The sequence below is a fragment of the Planococcus sp. PAMC 21323 genome (assembly GCF_000785555.1).
Taxonomy (GTDB): Bacteria; Bacillota; Bacilli; order Bacillales_A; family Planococcaceae; genus Planococcus.
Genome location: NZ_CP009129.1, coordinates 683,536 through 701,724, shown reverse-complemented (window position 1 = coordinate 701,724; position 18,189 = coordinate 683,536). Strand labels below are relative to the sequence as shown.

16 protein-coding genes are annotated in these 18,189 nt (G+C 38.5%); 12 read left to right on the top strand and 4 right to left on the bottom strand.

All coding sequences use genetic code 11. The features are described 5' to 3' along the window. The first annotated feature begins 89 nt into the window (after window positions 1–89). Both PLANO_RS03525 and ade read left to right on the top strand, forming a co-directional pair. On the top strand, window positions 90–1,010 hold the full coding sequence (locus PLANO_RS03525) for a PhzF family phenazine biosynthesis protein (RefSeq protein ID WP_038703056.1): 921 nt from the start codon (window positions 90–92) through the stop codon (window positions 1,008–1,010). A 246-nt stretch (window positions 1,011–1,256) separates the two neighbouring features. After that, window positions 1,257–2,984 carry an adenine deaminase gene (gene ade / locus PLANO_RS03520; RefSeq protein WP_038703054.1) on the top strand — a complete coding sequence of 576 codons (1,728 nt, stop codon included), beginning with the start codon at window positions 1,257–1,259 and terminating at the stop codon, window positions 2,982–2,984. A 36-nt stretch (window positions 2,985–3,020) separates the two neighbouring features. On the opposite strand, the gene PLANO_RS03515 is transcribed toward ade, so the two are convergent. After that, window positions 3,021–3,914, bottom strand: a complete 894-nt coding sequence (locus PLANO_RS03515) for a sulfurtransferase (protein ID WP_038703052.1) — start codon at window positions 3,912–3,914, stop codon at window positions 3,021–3,023. A 179-nt stretch (window positions 3,915–4,093) separates the two neighbouring features. Here PLANO_RS03515 and cysK point away from each other — a divergent pair, with 179 nt between their 5' ends. Then, window positions 4,094–5,014 carry a cysteine synthase A gene (gene cysK / locus PLANO_RS03510; RefSeq protein ID WP_038703050.1) on the top strand — a complete coding sequence of 307 codons (921 nt, stop codon included), beginning with the start codon at window positions 4,094–4,096 and terminating at the stop codon, window positions 5,012–5,014. Window positions 5,015–5,154: 140 nt separating this feature from the next. Then, entirely contained in the window at window positions 5,155–5,871 is a 717-nt protein-coding gene (locus tag PLANO_RS03505) for a 3-ketoacyl-ACP reductase (RefSeq protein WP_038703048.1), read from the top strand. Between the two features lie 56 nt (window positions 5,872–5,927). Here PLANO_RS03505 and PLANO_RS03500 read toward each other — a convergent pair whose 3' ends face one another. Continuing rightward, a complete protein-coding gene (locus PLANO_RS03500) occupies window positions 5,928–7,184 on the bottom strand; it encodes an MFS transporter (RefSeq protein WP_038705365.1) in 1,257 nt (418 codons plus the stop codon). Window positions 7,185–7,398: 214 nt separating this feature from the next. On the opposite strand from PLANO_RS03500, the gene PLANO_RS03495 reads away from it, so the two are divergent. Next, entirely contained in the window at window positions 7,399–7,926 is a 528-nt protein-coding gene (locus PLANO_RS03495; protein WP_231554753.1) for a hypothetical protein, read from the top strand. 80 nt (window positions 7,927–8,006) lie between these two features. On the opposite strand, the gene PLANO_RS03490 is transcribed toward PLANO_RS03495, so the two are convergent. Beyond that, window positions 8,007–10,040, bottom strand: coding sequence for a Na+/H+ antiporter (locus tag PLANO_RS03490; protein WP_038703046.1), 2,034 nt, complete (start codon window positions 10,038–10,040; stop codon window positions 8,007–8,009). Between the two features lie 160 nt (window positions 10,041–10,200). Here PLANO_RS03490 and PLANO_RS03485 point away from each other — a divergent pair, with 160 nt between their 5' ends. From PLANO_RS03485 to PLANO_RS03465, 5 genes are all read left to right on the top strand, one after another. Beyond that, complete coding sequence (locus tag PLANO_RS03485) at window positions 10,201–10,938, top strand: hypothetical protein (protein WP_038703044.1); 738 nt, start codon at window positions 10,201–10,203, stop codon at window positions 10,936–10,938. A gap of 106 nt (window positions 10,939–11,044) precedes the next feature. Then, complete coding sequence (locus tag PLANO_RS03480) at window positions 11,045–12,193, top strand: NAD-dependent epimerase/dehydratase family protein (RefSeq protein WP_038703042.1); 1,149 nt, start codon at window positions 11,045–11,047, stop codon at window positions 12,191–12,193. Window positions 12,194–12,225: 32 nt separating this feature from the next. Beyond that, window positions 12,226–13,365 carry a glycosyltransferase family 4 protein gene (locus PLANO_RS03475; protein ID WP_038703040.1) on the top strand — a complete coding sequence of 380 codons (1,140 nt, stop codon included), beginning with the start codon at window positions 12,226–12,228 and terminating at the stop codon, window positions 13,363–13,365. Between the two features lie 33 nt (window positions 13,366–13,398). Further along, window positions 13,399–13,854: a GtrA family protein gene (locus PLANO_RS03470; protein WP_038703038.1), complete on the top strand. Its 456-nt coding sequence runs from the start codon at window positions 13,399–13,401 to the stop codon at window positions 13,852–13,854. Window positions 13,855–14,099: 245 nt separating this feature from the next. Beyond that, entirely contained in the window at window positions 14,100–15,239 is a 1,140-nt protein-coding gene (locus tag PLANO_RS03465; protein ID WP_038703036.1) for a CapA family protein, read from the top strand. 139 nt (window positions 15,240–15,378) lie between these two features. Here the strand turns inward: PLANO_RS03465 and PLANO_RS03460 are convergent, their stop codons facing one another. Further along, a complete protein-coding gene (locus tag PLANO_RS03460) occupies window positions 15,379–16,221 on the bottom strand; it encodes a glycerophosphodiester phosphodiesterase (protein ID WP_052124359.1) in 843 nt (280 codons plus the stop codon). Window positions 16,222–16,527: 306 nt separating this feature from the next. Between PLANO_RS03460 and PLANO_RS03455 the strand changes: the two genes are divergently transcribed. Together PLANO_RS03455 and PLANO_RS03450 are read left to right on the top strand one after the other, a co-directional pair. Next, window positions 16,528–16,905, top strand: coding sequence for a YidH family protein (locus PLANO_RS03455; RefSeq protein WP_038703032.1), 378 nt, complete (start codon window positions 16,528–16,530; stop codon window positions 16,903–16,905). 45 nt (window positions 16,906–16,950) lie between these two features. Further along, window positions 16,951–18,168 (top strand): EAL domain-containing protein, encoded by a 1,218-nt coding sequence (locus tag PLANO_RS03450; protein ID WP_038703030.1) that lies wholly within the window; start codon window positions 16,951–16,953, stop codon window positions 18,166–18,168. The last annotated feature ends 21 nt before the right edge of the window (window positions 18,169–18,189 follow it).

Below are 18,189 nucleotides of genomic sequence, written 5' to 3'. Positions count from 1 at the left end.
TGATTGCAATTAAAGCTAGTGGACTTTTGGCCGTCTAACTGTTACAAAGAAGCTAAGTAAACTAATTTTTCAGATAAAGGAGGGTAATGATGAAAACTTTAAAATACACTTTAGTTGATGTTTTTACCACTCAATCTTTTGGCGGCAATCAGTTAGCGGTTTTTCATGATGGAACAGGATTGACCACAAGAACCATGCAACAGATCGCCAATGAACTGAATTTATCAGAGACTGCATTTATCTGCTCGCCTAATAAGCCACAAAATCAAATCAACCTCCGGATTTTCACGCCTCAAGTAGAATTACCGATTGCGGGTCATCCGACAATTGGAACAGCCTTTGTCATGGCTCATCTAAGAATGTTCCCTACCTCAGATGGAGTAAATGAATGGACCTTTGAAGAAGAGTACGGGGATATTTCTGTAGCGGTGCATCTAAACAAAGAAAAAATCACCAAAGTTAAAATGATTCAACCTCTTCCTGTGTTCGGCGAAATAATGACTCGTCAAGCGCTAGTGGCAGATTTGCTATCGTTACCAAAAAGTGAATTAGATTCAAGATTTCCGATTCAGACCGTTTCTTCTGGTTTGCCATTTTTATTTGTTCCTCTCCGCTCAATTGCCGCTATGCGAGAAATCAATTTCCGCACAGATGTCTGGGAACGTCACTTTAGTCACGATCCAGACCGCCAGCATATATTCGCATTTTCAACAGAAACCGAACATGACGACTCAACTGTTCACTGTCGAATGTTCGCCCCCGCTATGGGCATTTCTGAAGATCCAGCGACCGGTGCTGCTGGCGGCCCTCTAGGTGCATTTTTAGTCGAACATGGGGCTATTGCTAAAAAAATAGATGGTCATTATATTATCCGTAGCGAACAAGGTTTTGAAATGGGAAGGCCAAGTTTTATCGAAATTATGATCGATAAGAACAACCAACAATACGAAGAAGTTAAAATCGGTGGCAACGCTATAGTTGTAGGTCAAGGAGAGCTTTATGTTCCATAAATTATATAGAATAAGTTACTACTAGCATCTTCACGTTTATACTCTAAAGCTGCTAGTGGTTTTTCATGTTTCAATAGACTCCCCCTTGAATAACTTCTTTCTTAGTACACCCCATCATAATGCTAGAGCTAGGCACCTATCTCCTGTAGAATGAAATCCATACTTAGTTCGACAATTATATAACTATTTGGATTCAGTTTTTCTAAACAAATCGCCTTAAATTTATTTAAAGGAGCTATGAAAACTGTGAATAAAACTCAGCTAAAAAATCGAATCGATGCTGCCAATCAAAAAAGAAAAGTCGATTTGGTAATTCGCAATGCCACGATTATCAATGTGTTTACAAAGACGCTAACTACAGGAGATGTGGCAGTAAGCGATGGTACCATCGTCGGTATTGGTAATTACAAAGGGGTTCAAGAAATTGATGCAACTGGAAAATATATTTCTCCAGGCTTGATTGATGCACATGTTCACATCGAATCTTCCATGGTCACCCCTCAACAGTTTTCAAAAGTTGTCCTGCCACATGGCGTCACGACTGTCATCACAGACCCACATGAAATTGCAAATGTCAGCGGAACAATAGGGCTCGAATTTATGTTAGAAGATGCTGAATCAACCTTACTCGACATCAAATTTATGTTGCCGTCTTGTGTTCCCTCTACTTCATTTGAAAATGCAGGGGCAAAACTTTCAGCTAAAGATTTAGAGCCTTTTTTACAACACAAAAATGTTCTTGGATTAGCAGAAGTTATGGATTTTCCAGCCGTTATGCGAGCAGATGAAACAATGCTCGATAAGTTGATGTTGAGTCAACAAATTGACGGACATGCTGCGGGGCTTACCGAACTTGATATTAATGTTTACGGCACTGCCGGAATCTTAACCGACCACGAATGCGTGACGAAAGAAGAAATGATGATACGCCTCGAGCGCGGTATGTATGTCATGCTTCGTGAAGGTTCTGTTGCTAAAAATTTGGAAACTTTGCTAGAAGGAGTAACAGAACAAAATGCTCATCGCTGTTTGTTTTGTACCGACGACAAACACTTAGATGATTTAATTGAAGAAGGTAGCATAGACTTTAATGTTCGCACTGCTATTAAACAAGGTATTTCTCCGATTACCGCTATTTCTATGGCTAGTCTCAATGCGGCACAATGCTTTGGCTTGCGACAAAAAGGGGCTATTGCTCCCGGCTACGATGCCGATTTTTTAATGCTGGATAGTCTCGAGGATTTTATCATTTCATCCGTTTATAAAAGCGGCCAGTTAGTAGCTGAAAACGGCAAATACGTCGGCTCTATTCAAGGAAAGAGTGATTCATTAGCCGTCCAAGATACGGTTCGTATCGCAAAATTAACTCCTACTAGTTTTCAGATTCCGATGGGTAATAGCAGAAAAGCCCATGTGATCGGCATCAATCCTAATAATCTCATTACGGAGCATTTGATTTTAGAAGTTCCCCAAGCTGACGGCGCGTTTGTTTCCAATATAGAAAAAGATTTTTTAAAAATTGCTGTGATTGAACGACACCGGGCTACTGGCAATATTGGTTTAGGCATTGTTCAAGGTCTTGGGTTGAAAAATGGAGCGATTGCTACTACAGTTGCACATGATTCGCATAATATTATTGCTGTTGGCACAACCGATAAAGATATTAAAATGGCAGTTGAAGCAGTTCAGCAAATTAATGGTGGACTAGTAGTTGTACAAAATGGAAAAGTTTTAACAACTCTTTCTTTAGCCATTGCCGGATTAATGTCCGAAGAGTCCTTCGAAGATGTTTATCGTCAGTTAAAAAAAGTTGATGAAAGTCTTTTGCGAATTGGAGCACCTACTCATTTTAATGCCTTTTTAACACTGTCTTTTTTGTCTTTACCCGTAATCCCTCATTTAAAATTAACCGACTGTGGATTGTTTGATGTAGCAACTTTCCAGCATATCAAAATTGCTGTCGATAAAGAGTAATGAAAAACCGCAATGCCTTTTGAGGCATTGCGGTTTTTAGCTTTCGGTCACAAGTGGACAAGTCGGATCACTCACCCATTCGTTCAACGAACCATCATATACGGCCACATTTTTTTGACCAAGCTTATTTAACATTAAAGCGGTCCACGTTGCAGCAAGTCCACCACCGCAATACGTGATCACTTTTTTAGTTGGATTTAAAGCATCTACTTTTTCAAACTGCTGGCGTAATACATCATCGTCGTGTACTTCGTTTGACTGCTGATCTGCATGAATACCGAAAAACACATTGTGACTGCTCGGAATATGTCCTTTTCTCACATATGCTCCACTTTCGCCTCGATAATCTTCTGACGATAAGCTATTTATAAGAATGGTGTTGTCATCATCCATTGCTCGCTTCACGTCTTCTTTAGTAGCAAGCAATTCTGAACGGCGTTGACCTGTAAAGCTCGTTTGTGCATAACTTCCCGGCACAATGGACAACGGACGATTTTCTTTTTTCCATTTTGGTAAACCACCTTCTAGAATTGCAATGTTTTCAAAACCTTCGTAGTGCATTTGCCAGGCTAATCGCGATGCCCAATAAGATGCTGTCACTGGATTCCCTACTAAAGCTCCTTGGTCGTATATAACGATATGCATATCGTCACCTATACCAAGTAGAGTCATTTTGTGAATAAAATAATCACGCGATGGTACTGTAAAAGGCAGCGCAGATTGTGGATCTGATAAATCCTTTAACACATCGATGTGGATCGCACCTGCTATATGTCCTTCTTCATATGAAGCTTTTCCTGACCAAACTGCAGGTGGTCCTCCTTTTTCGGATAGCTCCATAAATACAGTAGCATCAATAATGCATAACTTCGGATCACCTAATCGTTGTTCAAGCCACTGCGTGGTGACGATTAATGGAATTTGTTCCAACTGGCACCCTCCTTTTTTAAGCCGACAAAACCAATATGATTAACAAATATGCGTTATACTAGTACAATAAAGTTTGAGGTTCATCTCGTCAATTGAAAACTTTAGCTAGTAGAATGTTTTCAATAAAATCAAGATAAGTAAATGACAAATTCCCTAAGTTAAGAAAGGTTGTTTTCTACATGAAACCATATAATAATATTATTGAATTGATTGGCGATACACCGGTTGTAAAATTGCAACGCATTGTACCAGAAGGCGCAGCTGATGTGTATGTCAAGCTCGAAATGTTCAATCCATCTAAAAGTGTTAAAGACCGCGCTGCTTTTAATATGATCAAGATGGCTGAAGAAGATGGCTTGCTTCAACCAGGTGCAACCATTATTGAACCGACGAGTGGCAATACCGGGATTGGTCTCGCCATGGTCGCGGCAGCAAAAGGTTATCGCTCAATCCTCGTGTTGCCAGATAACGCAACAAAAGAACGTATTAACTTATTAAAAGCATTTGGTTCTGAAGTTGTGTTAACACCGAGTGATGCTAAAATGCCTGGTGCTATTAGTAAAGCGCTTGAGTTGCAGAAGGAAATCCCAAACAGCTTTATCCCTCAACAATTCGAGAACAAAGCCAATCCAGATATTCACCGGACGACAACTGCGCTCGAAATTTTAGAGCAAATGAACGGTAAATTAGATGCATTTGTGGCATCAGCTGGAACTGGCGGTACCATTACAGGTACCGGTGAAACATTAAAAGAGCATTTGCCGGAACTTTATATCGCAGTTGTGGAACCTAAAGGATCACCTGTCTTGTCTGGCGGTAAACCGGGTAAACATAAATTAGTGGGAACAAGCCCTGGATTTATTCCGAGCATCTTAAATACTAAAATATACGATGAAATTATGGCTATCCAAGATGAAGATGCGATTGATATTTTTAAACGCGTTGCTCGCGAAGAAGGTATTTTTGTCGGTCCATCTGCAGGCGCAACCATTTACGCAGCGATCGAAATAGCAAAACGCCTTGGTAGTGGCAAAAAAGTATTATGCATCGCACCTGATACTGGAGAACGTTACTTAAGTATGAATTTATTTGACGAATAAAAGATAATCACGAACAGCAGGCGTCTCTCCTGCTGTTTTCTTGTTTCAAATTTATTCCTGAGTTCTCTATTTAGGATTTCCAACTAGACTTTGCTACACTAGTATAGGAAATTGATTTCATATAAAAAGGAGCTATCTATATGCAAAACTTAACAGGTAAAAATGCGTTAATTACAGGAGCAGGACGAGGGATTGGCCGCGCTACAGCTATTGCTTTTGCAGCAGAAGGTATAAACGTTGGACTTGTAGGACGCACTGCTGAAAACCTAGAGAAAGTTGCAGCAGAACTCGCGCAATACAGCGTGAAAACTGTTTTTGCAGTGGCTGATGTTGCCGATCAAGATTCAGTAAATGCTGCAGTTGAACACGTTTTGACTGAACTTGGATCGATTGATATTTTGATCAATAATGCAGGCATTGGGAAATTCGGTAACTTCCTTGATTTATCACCTGAAGAATTCAAAGCAATTATCGATACTAACTTGATGGGTGTGTATTATGTAACACGCGCTGTATTGCCGCAAATGATCGAGCGTCAATCAGGTGATATTATCAATATTTCATCAACTGCTGGACAAAAAGGTGCACCCGTAACAAGCGCTTATAGCGCTTCGAAATTTGGTCTTATGGGATTAACAGAATCGTTAATGCTAGAAGTGAGAAAACACAATATCCGTGTTAGTGCTTTAACACCAAGTACAGTTGCAACTGACTTAGCGATAGGCGAAAACTTAACTGATGGCAATCCTGATAAAGTAATGCAGCCAGAAGATTTAGCTGAAATGATGGTGGCTCAATTAAAACTTCACCCTCGTGTGTTATTGAAATCAGCTGGGCTTTGGTCTACAAACCCGTAATATCCGATACAGAAAAAGTGCGTAGTTCAAAATGAACTGCGCACTTTTTTATTTGACTAAACTATCGTCTTTTTAGTCGACCAGAGGACAACAGGAATTAATGCAAGTGCAAGAAATCCACCACCTAAAGACATGGCAGCAAAACTAGACTGTGCCATAATCATGCCGGAAAGTCCCCCGCCTGTAGCACCAGCTAAAGCGATTAATACATCGACTGTTCCTTGCGTTTTTGCGCGCGTAGTTGGATCGGTTGAATCCACCACCAATGTCGTACCGCTAATAAATCCAAAATTCCACCCAAGCCCTAGTAAACCTAGTGCGAACATTAAACCTATTATCGATTCACTTGGTCCCAATGCCGCAACTAAACCTGCTGCCATAAATGTGACCCCGGCGGCGGCTGTCATAAAAATTCGACCCAGCTTATCCACAAGTATTCCTGTGACAATTGAGGGCAAGTACATGGCAACTACATGTATGCTGATGACTAATCCAATGTCTCCAAGGTCGTGACCATAATGCCCCATATGAATTGGCGTCATCGTCATAATCGCTACCATGATTAACTGTGTTAATACCATTACGGTTGCGCCAAGGATAACACCCTTTCTATCGATAGCAGAATCGTCTTTTTCCACCACTTCCGAACTTTCTTCAAGCGTTTGTAAATGTGCTGCTAAAGCTTTGGAAACTTGAAGTGGATCTGGTCTTAATAAAATTAAAATAACGAATCCTGCTAGACTAAATGCTGCCGCAGCCAAAATAAAAGGACCGGCCAAAGACGGAATATTAATAGATTCTGCAAAGCTGCCCATAACCCCAACTAAATTCGGTCCGGCAAACGCACCTAAGGTTAATGATACCAATGCTACGCTAATCGCAGTACCACGTTGCTTAACTGTAGCTAAGTCTGTCCCTGCATAGCGCGCTTGTAAATTTGTGGCCATCCCTGCACCATAAATCACTAAAGATATAAACAGTAAAAAGATATTATTCGATAACGCAGCAACAACAACTCCTAACGCACCAAATGCACCCGTTAGAAATCCTGATGCTAAACCTATCCGTCGACTAAACCGTTGAGAAAGTCTGCCAATGATAAGTGCTGCCCCTGCCGAGCCTATCGTGAAAAAAACCACTGGTACACCCGCGTATCGGTCTGTTCCAAGCATGTCTGAAGCAAGAAGAGCAGCGACTGTTACTCCAGCTGTTAGCCCAACCCCAGCGAAGATTTGAGCAAGTGCAACAACCCATAAAGTTCGACGATACAGTTTTTTTAATTTGTCAGGCGAGTCGATATAGCTTTTCATCATTTTCTCTTGTTTCAATGAATTCCCCCCTATTTTCGATGGACTACTCCGACTCTTTTTTTCAGTATACCGTTTTTGCACATCTTAGATAGTGTGTTTCAGAAAATTTTCATGTTCGTATTATCAAATAAGTTCATCAAAATTGGATGAGTTTTTTCAAAATGACTTTCTTTTCCTTTATACTAAAAATCACAACAATGGAAACGGAGTGTTACAAATGATAGCTAAAGCAACCAAATGGAGACATTTTGTTTTCTTATCTCTTATAATAGCCGTTATTCTCATCATAATTGGTGGTTCGCTAATAAAGCCTGAATCGCCAGAAGCAATAAACTTAAAAGATGAAATCACCACAATCATCAACGAGCAAGCTGGCGCAACTAGTAATATCAACCGTAAAGCTCGTGTATCTGATGTCGTTCTTTCTCAAGATTCATCAGGGTGGGATGTGGAAATTTCTTTAAATGCGGATAAAAAATTCACCATGATTTCTACAAAGCAAACGATGTGGCAAGATTCCATCCATATTCTGGCAGCCACCTCAGAAATCAACCAACTCGATGACATCTCGTTATCTTGGATTTATCCAGTTTTAAATACCAAAAAAGATGTAGAAGATAAAAGCGTCATGTCTTTCACAATAGATAATGCCACGCGTGATCAATTGATTTGGAAAAATATCGAACCTTCTGTTTTACCTGATCTTGTTTATGATTATGAAGAACATCCCGTTTTAAGTGAGTGACGATTACGAAGTTCATGACAAAAAACAGCGCTAAGTACTTGCGCTGTTTTTTTAATGATACCAATACCTCTTTTATTTTCTTACTCATTAGTTTCGTAAAGCGTGACACTTTCAACATTATGAATATAGCGTCTCAGTTCTTTTGCCTGCTCTCTCGTAATTTCTCCTGCTACATACATTTTATAAATGACAGAGCGCCCCATATCCATAACAACTACCCGCAACTCTTCTTTTTGCAATTCGTATTTTTCATCGTACAATGCTTCTGGTTTCTTTAAACGACTGGTCATTTGTTTGTAATCTGAGATGACTGCGTCTATGATTTCTTTCGGTTCATACTTTTTAGCATGTGCTTCCAATCCAGAAAGCGCTTCTTGTAACGCTTCTAATTGAAGTTGTAACCCTTCTTGAAATTCGACCAAACGCGTCTCTTCTTCGCGAGAATTTTGACCTCTAAAACGCCTCCACGCTCGAATAAGTTTACCTTGTAAATACAACATAGTCGAACGTGCATTATCAGCGACCACTTCTTCCCGACGGTTTAATGACTTTTCAAATGCATCATATACTTCTTCTTTCATTTTTTTATTGCGGTATTGTTTTTGCACATACTTACGTTCAAGCTTTAAGGCTTTCAAGCGAAGTTCTCGTATTTTGCGTTGATATTTTTTATTCGCTTGAGCTTTTGTAACTTCTTCTGTTTGAATATAACGAAAATGCAATTCGTATTCTTCGATTAACTCGTAGGCGACAGCTTCGTTTTCTTCTGTGATTTCAGCTTTTATCTTTCGTATTGACGCCAACAAAATACGCCGCTGGGCTTCGTTCAGATCCATTTTTTCAGTAGTCTCACTACCTGCCATTTGACCTTTACTAAGTAAAGGCAAGAAAATAGTTGCAACTATTAACGTAAAAAGAATCGTCCCAGCTGCCAAGAATAAGAGAAGTGCACGGTTTGGAAATGCCTCTCCGTTTTCCAATAAAAATGGCAAAGATAATACCCCAACCATTGTAACGGTCCCTCGTACCCCCGTTAAGCTGATATACAAAGTCAATTTCAAACTTGGCTTGGCTGCACTTTTCATTTTTCCATAATGATATTCATACAGAGAAAATAAATAAGCCCAGATAAAGCGAATGCCAAGAATCATCAGGCCAACTGCTAAAACGTAAAGCAACAGCAACCATAAGTTAATCTCCAAATTTTCGAGCACACCGCTCATCGAAGTCGGTATGCTTAATCCCAATAGTAAAAAGACTACTCCATTTAGGATAAAGAGAATAATCGTCCAGATATTTTCAGTTAACACTTGTTCTTCCGCGATTAACGTTTCTGTTTGTTCTCTTACTAATGAATGTACAATCCCTGCCACAACTACCGCGATTACCCCTGATGCGTGAAGAAGCTCTTCAGTTACGATAAAAATTAAAAATGGAGTCATAATTTGCAGTAATGTATGAAATGTAACGTCATTAATTCCTTGCTTCCGTAAAACTAAACGAATGCTAATGATTAATAATCCAAGCGTAAGACCCAAAATTCCACCAATCAAAAATTTATAGGAAAAATCGAATATAGCTTCCGATAATGAAAAATAGCCTGTGACAACAGCAGCCACTGCATAATTAAATGCAACAAGTCCTGATGCATCATTAATCAGCGACTCACCTCTAACAAGACTCAATACTTTTTGTGGAATACGAATTCGCTGTGCAATGCCATTAACTGCTACTGGGTCTGTTGGTGACAGAATAGCTGCTAACGCAAATGCTGCCGCAAGTGGTATTTCTTCTATCAGCCAATGAATATAATAGCCTCCAACGACTGTAGTCAGCAATACGAGTATGATTGCATTGCCCAAAATCGGTCCTTTCATCCTCCACAGTTCTTCTCTTGGAAAACGACTGCCGTCATTGAACAATAACGGCGCAATAAACAGCAGTAAAAACCATTCCGTTTCAATATCAAATGAAAAGTCTTCGTACATGAGCACCAAAATCACTCCAAGAGCTACTTGGATTAAAGCAGTTGGAATAAAAGGCGTATAGTGACTGACAACGTTTGATATCAACAAACAAATCAACAATAAAAAAATTGTAAGCAATAAGTCCATAGCGGATCTCCATTCTGCTTTAAAGATGAATTAGTTATGTATACCCAAATCACAATACAGGCTACGCTATTTATCTACTTAATATTTAAAAGTTTTTTATGCTCTGAATGGACTTAGAAGATTCGGGTATACATTTTTAAGTCGTTAAAGGGGGGATGTCATGTTTTACTTAGGCTTAGTAATAGTTATTGCATTCATGCTTGTTCATATTGCTACCAACTACATAAAATTTTTAGATCGAAAGCCAAAAGATCGATTAATGTCGTTTGTCTCTGGTGGGTCAATCGCATATGTCTTTCTGCATCTAGTTCCGGAACTGACGCATTACCAAGAAGTAACTGAAAAAGCCCAATTGCCAACATGGATTGAACACTTAGATTATTCTACTTATTTGTTAACGCTTGCCGGTATCGCATTTTTTTATGGTATTAATCAACTAAACGAAAAGTCAAAAGCTAAAAATGAAAAAGAAGATAACATTTCCCAACCAAGTAAATCTGTCTTTGCTCTTGAAATTTTCGGATTTGCTTTATATAACATATTGATTGGCTATTTGCTCGTTGATTTGAGTGGTGAAAAAATCCCTGATTACATTATTTATTTTGTGGTCTTTTCATTTCACTTTATTGCCAATAATCGCGTATTGCATTTAACACACGAAGACCTGTATACCAGTATTGGCCGCTGGGTATTAGCGATTTCTGTATTAATTGGTTGGTTACTTTATCATTTAACAGACACTACTGATTTGAATATTGCCTTTTTCTCTGCTTTTCTTACAGGAGGCATTATCTTAAATATTTTAAATGATGAATTGCCATCTGAAAAAAATAGTAGCTATCCCTCTTTTATTGCCGGACTAATCTTTATCACCATACTACTTCAATTTATTCTTTGAGCTCGGCGATTAGCTGGTAGTTGCTCAAGGTTTATTTTGTACGATAAAGTGGTACAAAAGATATATATTCAATATTCAGAAAAAATCTAGGATGGGGGGATTTTTTATGAGGATTATTATTGCTGGAGGAGACGGGTTTTGTGGTTGGCCAACTGCTTTGCATTTATCCCAAAAAGGACATGATGTTACCATTATTGACAATATGATTAGAAGAGAGATGGATAAAGAACTCACTTCAAATTCACTCACGCCAATTGCTTCTCTTGAAGAACGCGTAGCTAAATGGAGAGAACTGACCGGAAAAGAACTACGTACATATGAGGGTGATTTACAAGACTTCAAGTTTTTAAAAAAGGTTCTTGAACTAGAACAACCTGAAGCCTTTGTTCATTTTGCCGAACAACGATCTGCGCCCTACTCTATGATTGATCGGGATCACGCTGTTTTCACGCAAGTTAATAATGTGGTCGGCACGCTCAACGTGTTGTATGGCATAAAAGATATCGTCCCCGACTGTCATTTGATCAAGCTTGGAACAATGGGTGAATATGGTACACCGAACATTCCGATAGAAGAAGGTTATATCGAAATCGAACACAAAGGTCGCAAAGATCGTTTACCTTTCCCTAAACAACCGGGTTCTTACTACCACCTTTCTAAAGTGCATGACAGCCATAATATTATGTTCGCCTGTAGAATTTGGGGAATTCGTGCAACAGATTTAAATCAAGGAATCGTTTATGGACTTTCAACAAAAGAAACTCAATTAGATCCCATGTTGGCAAATCGACTTGATTATGACTCAATTTTTGGAACAGCTTTGAATCGTTTTATTATACAAGCAGCTATCGAGCATGATTTAACGGTTTATGGAAAAGGTGGACAAACTCGTGGATTTTTAAATATAGAAGATACGGTGAGGTGCATTGAGATTGCTGCTGAAAACCCAGCCGAACCAGGTGAGTTTCGTGTATTTAACCAATTTACTGAGGATTTCTCAGTACTCGAATTGGCACAAATGGTACAAAAAGTAGCGGCTAGAGAAGGTCTCACTGTCGGCATTAGTCATTTGGAAAATCCTCGAGTAGAAGTAGAAGAGCATTTTTATGAAGCGGTGAATACTAATTTATTAGATTTGGGGTTAGAACCTCATTTACTAACGGACGATGTTATACGTGAAGTATTAAAACTCGCCCTCGTCCACAAAAATCGTGTGATTAAAGAAAATGTTTTACCTACTGTTAAGTGGAAGTAGAAGATCTACTTTCGCAGGAAGGAGCAGTTTCAATGAAAATTCTAATTGTCACTGAAACTTTTCTGCCTTCAACTGACGGGATTGTGACGAGATTAACAGCTTGCATTCAGTGGTTGCATAGAGACGGTCATGAAATTCAAATCATTGCGCCCGATTTGGGTGTCAAAATTTTTGATGGCGCCCTTGTCAAAGGGATTCCTGCATTCGCTTTTCCTTTTTATCGATCTAAAAAATTTGCTTTTCCAAATCGACTCGTTAAAAAATATATGATCGATTTTAATCCCGATGTCGTCCATATAGTTAATCCCGCTGTTGTTGGCTATTCTGGTATCTCTTATGCCAAAAAACTAGCAATTCCTATGGTGGCTTCTTACCACACCAATATTCCACAATACATGGCATATTACAAACTTGGTAAATTAGATTGGATTATGTGGTGGTTTATAAAAAAAATGCATAATTCAGCAGACCTTAATCTATGCACATCTCAAACTGTATTAAGAGAATTAAAAGAAAAAGGGTTTGAGCGATTGCATGTTTGGAAACGTGGTGTTGATACTGAAAAATTCCACCCTAAACATGCTAGAGCGGACATGCGCTCTCGCCTAACTAATGGGGAAAACAACAAAATTCTGTTACTCTACGTTGGACGTTTAGCTGCAGAAAAAGAAATCGAAAAAATTCGTGATGTCTTACTAACTTCAAATCAGTTTTGCTTGGCTATTATCGGTGATGGTCCCCACCGGAAAGAACTTGAAACTTATTTCAATAAAACACAAACCGTGTTCACTGGATTTATTCATGATGATGAATTGGCTTCAGCTTTTGCCTCTGCAGATGTCTTTGTCTTCCCTTCAACTACAGAAACATTAGGGTTAGTAATTATGGAAGCAATGGCTTCTGGATTACCTGTAGTTGCAGCTGAAAGTGGTCCTACAAAAGAACAAGTGATAGATCGCAAAAATGGTCTTTTATACGACTCAAAAGATCCAGAAAGCTTTAAGCAAACTATTCTACAACTAGAAGATATTGATTTTCGTCAACAACTAGCTCAACAAGCTTTATTAGATATTGCAGATCTCGGTTGGGCTGCTGTAGCAGAACAAATTCGCGATGTGTATGAACAAGTTACCGAAACCAATACAATGGATTCTTTTCAAACTATCGATTAAAAAAACCGAAATGCCGGAGAATAGAGTGTTGTGATGGAGAATAGCCCAAAACGAAAAGCAGCTATTCAGCCACTTCAATTTACCATAATCGGAATTTCCAATGCGGCAGTAGATATCGGTTCGCTCAATTTATTGTTACTTTTATACCCGACTAACCAGAGCGGAACTTTAGCGCTGATTAATACGATTGCCTATTGCTTGGCGATTAGCAATAGTTATTACTGGAATTCTAGAATTACCTTTCGCCGTTCTGCTAAAGGCAGTCGAAAAGAAATACTCTTTTTTGTCCTGCAAGGTCTATTTAGCTTACTAATTAATAATGGCGTATTTTTAAGTTCCAACTTGTTGTTACAATTTATCGATATGTCTAATTGGTCTCGCCTTAATCTTGCAAAAACTCTGGCGATGTTTGCCTCTTTTATCGCTAGCTTTTTCATGATTAAATACTTTGTTTTTAAAGAAAGAAACTCTCGGAATACTAACTTTTAGTACAAAAAAACTCATCCAGCTTAGCCGATGAGTTTTTTAAGTTGAGGAACGATTGAAATTAACGCTTACTCTATAGATTAACGACTTCAAAAGTAGTAATCTATAGATGAAGATCCATGAGAAACCCAACTCTTATTTCAATTGCCGCAAAGATAGAAACTCCGTTCAAATAGATGAACAAAACTAAAGCGACTTTTACATATAGGAAGTGTTCAAGATCTTACTAAATTTTTGGAGTGAGACAAGTGAACTTTAACAAATTAGGTCATTTTCTATTATTAGTTGCTGCAACCCTTCCTCTTGTTGGATGCTCAATTGCTACTAACGCCGACGAAAATTCGCCAATAGTTTTTGAAGACCGAAATTCTCCAATCTCCCCTAGTCCTGCAAAGCTGAAATTAGAATATACCGCTTCGCTATCTGCTGTTGGAGATATTCTAATTCATGAACGTGTTTACTTAGATGCTAAAAAAGAAAATAGCTATGACTTCAATCCTATGCTCGAGAAAGTTACGCCTTTTCTCGAACAGGCTGATTTAACCATCGCCAATTCTGAGAGTGTGGTTGGGGGAAGTGAAATCGGACTTTCTACTTATCCTGCCTTTAACAGTCCGTACGAAATAGGCGCTGCGTTAAAAAATTCTGGTGTAGATGTTGTCACACTGGCAAATAACCACACGCTAGATCGAGGAATACTGGCTATCGAAAATGCGATTCAGTACTGGCATCAAATTGGCATGGTGCATACCGGCGCAGCGTTATCGAGCGATGATCGAGCAGAAGTTACATTAGTAACACGTAACAATATTACGTTTTCTTTTCTATCTTATACGTACGGTACAAATGGAATTCCAACGCCTGTCGGAATGGATTACTTGGTGAACCGTATCGATCCTTTAATTATCCAACAAGATTTAAAACGTGCGAGAGAAGTATCTGATGTGGTCGTTTTAAGTCTGCATTTTGGTCAAGAATATGAACACATGCCGAATGCTGAACAAATGGAATTGGCTCATTTTTCTGCTGAAAATGGTGCTGATATTATTTTAGGGCACCATCCTCACGTTTTGCAGCCACCTGAATGGATTGAAACTACAGACGGAAGAAAAGTTTTTGCAGTATATTCGCTTGGTAACTTTTTATCGGGCCAAGACGGATTAGACCGACAAATTGGTGCCATTTTGCATCTTGATATTGTGAAAAGTGTGACAGCTGACTCTAGCAACATTACTTTGCGAAATCCCGCCTTTACAACAACTTTTGTCAAAAGCTCTAATGACAAAAACTACGACATGGACTTGTTGAAAAATATCGATAAAAATTTAAATTCTGCCACAAAAGCCCACTTATCTACATGGATTAAAGACCTAGAGTTTATCGAATAAAGCGCACAGAGCTATTCGCTCTGTGCGTTTTACTTGTCCAAGATTATTGATTCGAGTAATTTTGGTAATTGATACTCCCATTAAACAGCTGATATTGATATACAAATTTACTATACAGATAACTTATTCATCTCTATTATTACTGATTTTTTAAGACCATTTCCAAAACATCCGGATAATTGGTGAACATCCCATTGACGCCCCACTCGATTAAGCGTTCCATATCCGCACGTTTATTGACAGTGTAAAGATGGATTAATAGTCCATGACTTTGCACTTGCTCGACGAAATTCCTGTCTATTTTCCTATAGTTTATTCCTACACCAATAGCATAATCTTTAATCTTATCTAGTTCATCATGCGTTATTACTGCTGGTTTTGAATAAGAAATCAGTTGAACTAATGGGATTTCTGGGGCTAGTTTGTTCATTTTTAGTAAGCTGTCTTGACTAAAAGACTGTATGACCACTTTAGCATTTTGATTAGTCAACTTATGCTTTTTCAATAACCTTACGAGTTCCTTCTCCATACCTGGATAAATTTCCGGCGCTTTGGTTTCAATGTAATAGTGGGAACCTTGGCCAAATGTTTCAATCACTTCTTCGAGAGTTAGTACCTGCAACCCTTCATACAGTGATTGTGCTTTTTCAGGATACGCTCGGTTAAACCAAGAGCCGGCATCTAATTTTTTGATCTCCGCGAGTGTCAGATCTTTCACGTAACCTGAGCCGTTAGTAGTTCGATCTATTTTTTCGTCGTGCATTACGATTAAAACTCCGTCTTTTGTCATTTGCAAATCAATTTCTATAAAATCGCCATTCATTTCTTTACCTAATCGATAAGCCGGCATTGTATGTTCAGGTGCATGTCCAGATGCTCCACGATGTGCAATATTCCACAAACGATTAGATTTACTATCCCTATCTTTCAATTTCCCACGCACCACTTTTGAGTTCCCCAAGACAACTAAACTGAACATCATAAAAACCAGTAAACTTAACGTAATTTTCTTCAACTACTTCATCCCCTTTTACCCATTTAATTTATCTTCTTCATAAATTATGTCCACTTAAACAAAACAGCTGGTAGATTTCATATCAACATAATAGTACTTTTATAGTGACTTTATTAGGTTCGATTATAAAGCTCTATCTGATAAGCTAATAGACTTCTAGCTTATTCTAAATTCCTTTTTATTATTGCTTCATTTATACTAGAAATATATCATTTTTCTCAAATCCAACGCGTTAAAATTAAAAAGCTTATACTTATTGGAGGAGAAACTGGAATGTCACGCCAATCCTATAAAAAAGAAAAAAACCAATTAACCTATACTCAACAACATCTTGCCAATGAACGCACATATTTGGCATGGATTCGCACCGTCATTTCGATCGTCGGCGTTGGCTTTCTCGCAACTAGTTTGCATTTCACTATGGGTGTTACGCGCAATACGTTTGTGGATACGTTCACCATTGCCCTCGGTATATTCGCCTGTATTTTCGGTCTCATTGTTATTTTTTCAGCGACACAAAACTATAAAAAGAAACGGCAGCAACTTATAAACGAAACATTTACTCCATCGAATATGCATATCACCTTAATTTCCTCTATGTTGGCTATCATGATTATGATGGTCGTCATTTACTTTTTTATGATCATGTAATCTTTTTCGCAGATTCGATAGATTTGCAGCAAAGGAGCAATCATTATGGATCCACTAGATATTCTTGAAAATTTATCTGATGTTAAGCCGGCTTTTCAACCTATTGTTAGCGCAGTCAAACATACCGTAATTGGCTACGAAGTTTTGGGACGCTTCCATTTTCAAAATGAATGGATTAGTTTGGGTAATTTTTTTCATGACAGCGACGTACCTGATGAATACAAAGTGGTTGTCGATCAGCATCTTTTAGAGCTCGCTATTTGTCAATTGCTCGATTCTGGTAATGATAGGCTGTTATTTATCAACCGAAACGCTAAACAATTATTGATTAATAGTGGTGAAGATTTTTTAGAAACATTACAGAAATACGAAAAAAAAGGGTTTTCTATGAATCGGATTGTTTTAGAAATCACCGAACACGATTTCGATGAAGATTTTGATAGGCTCCATCATTTATTAATGTACTACAAAACCTATGGAATTCAGATTGCTGTTGACCATGTCGGAGCAAAGAGCTCTAACATTGACCGTATCCGCCAACTTCGTCCTCATATATTAAAAGTGGATACAAGTCTCGTTCGAAATGCCAAACCTGAGGCATTCCAAGACGTTGTTCAAACCTTAACCGTATTAGCACGACGGATTGGTGCAAAACTTTCTTATGAAAATATTGAAGATAGCTATCAATTGTATTTCGCATGGAAAAATGGCGGTCATTATTACCAAGGCTTTTATTTAGCAAAACCAGCTTTTGAACTTCCAGCCGAAAGTTTCAATCCGTTAGCTGTTAGAGAAAAAATCACGGCTTTTGTTCAGCGTGAGAAGTCTATGATCCAACAACGATACGCCTTCACAGTCAGCTTAGAAGAAAAAGTGAAAAAGCGCCTTTCTAAATGGCAAGGGGCTGATACTGCTGACCAATTCATTGAGTCCTTAGCTGAACCATTTGATAAAGAAAGCTTCCGGTTATACGTTTGCAATAGCGATGGACAGCAAGTGTCTTCAAATTACCAAAAGCGGCAAGACCATTGGGTTTTGGAATCAGATCATATTGGCTCCTACTGGGCGTTCCGACCGTACTTTTTGGAAAACGTCATGCAAATGAAAACATGGCATAAAGGAATTTTATCAGATGTATACTCTGATATTGAAACGACTAAAATGATTCGTACTTTTAGTTTCCCATTGTCCGATGAATTTTATTTGTTTATCGATATTAGCAACGATTTTATTTCAGAAGCTGATTACTTATTGTTTCAATAATCAGTTCCTATAGGTGCAAAA

Excerpts from the sequence above, each read along its gene's own strand:
- PLANO_RS03470 (WP_038703038.1), top strand. The coding sequence starts at position 13,399 with ATGGAGAATAGCCCAAAACGAAAAGCAGCTATTCAGCCACTTCAATTT.
- PLANO_RS03450 (WP_038703030.1), top strand. The coding sequence starts at position 16,951 with ATGGATCCACTAGATATTCTTGAAAATTTATCTGATGTTAAGCCGGCT.
- PLANO_RS03500 (WP_038705365.1), bottom strand. The coding sequence starts at position 7,184 with ATGATGAAAAGCTATATCGACTCGCCTGACAAATTAAAAAAACTGTAT.
- cysK (WP_038703050.1), top strand. The coding sequence starts at position 4,094 with ATGAAACCATATAATAATATTATTGAATTGATTGGCGATACACCGGTT.
- PLANO_RS03480 (WP_038703042.1), top strand. The coding sequence starts at position 11,045 with ATGAGGATTATTATTGCTGGAGGAGACGGGTTTTGTGGTTGGCCAACT.
- PLANO_RS03455 (WP_038703032.1), top strand. The coding sequence starts at position 16,528 with ATGTCACGCCAATCCTATAAAAAAGAAAAAAACCAATTAACCTATACT.
- PLANO_RS03495 (WP_231554753.1), top strand. The coding sequence starts at position 7,399 with ATGATAGCTAAAGCAACCAAATGGAGACATTTTGTTTTCTTATCTCTT.
- PLANO_RS03475 (WP_038703040.1), top strand. The coding sequence starts at position 12,226 with ATGAAAATTCTAATTGTCACTGAAACTTTTCTGCCTTCAACTGACGGG.
- PLANO_RS03525 (WP_038703056.1), top strand. The coding sequence starts at position 90 with ATGAAAACTTTAAAATACACTTTAGTTGATGTTTTTACCACTCAATCT.
- PLANO_RS03485 (WP_038703044.1), top strand. The coding sequence starts at position 10,201 with ATGTTTTACTTAGGCTTAGTAATAGTTATTGCATTCATGCTTGTTCAT.
- PLANO_RS03505 (WP_038703048.1), top strand. The coding sequence starts at position 5,155 with ATGCAAAACTTAACAGGTAAAAATGCGTTAATTACAGGAGCAGGACGA.
- PLANO_RS03460 (WP_052124359.1), bottom strand. The coding sequence starts at position 16,221 with ATGATGTTCAGTTTAGTTGTCTTGGGGAACTCAAAAGTGGTGCGTGGG.
- PLANO_RS03490 (WP_038703046.1), bottom strand. The coding sequence starts at position 10,040 with ATGGACTTATTGCTTACAATTTTTTTATTGTTGATTTGTTTGTTGATA.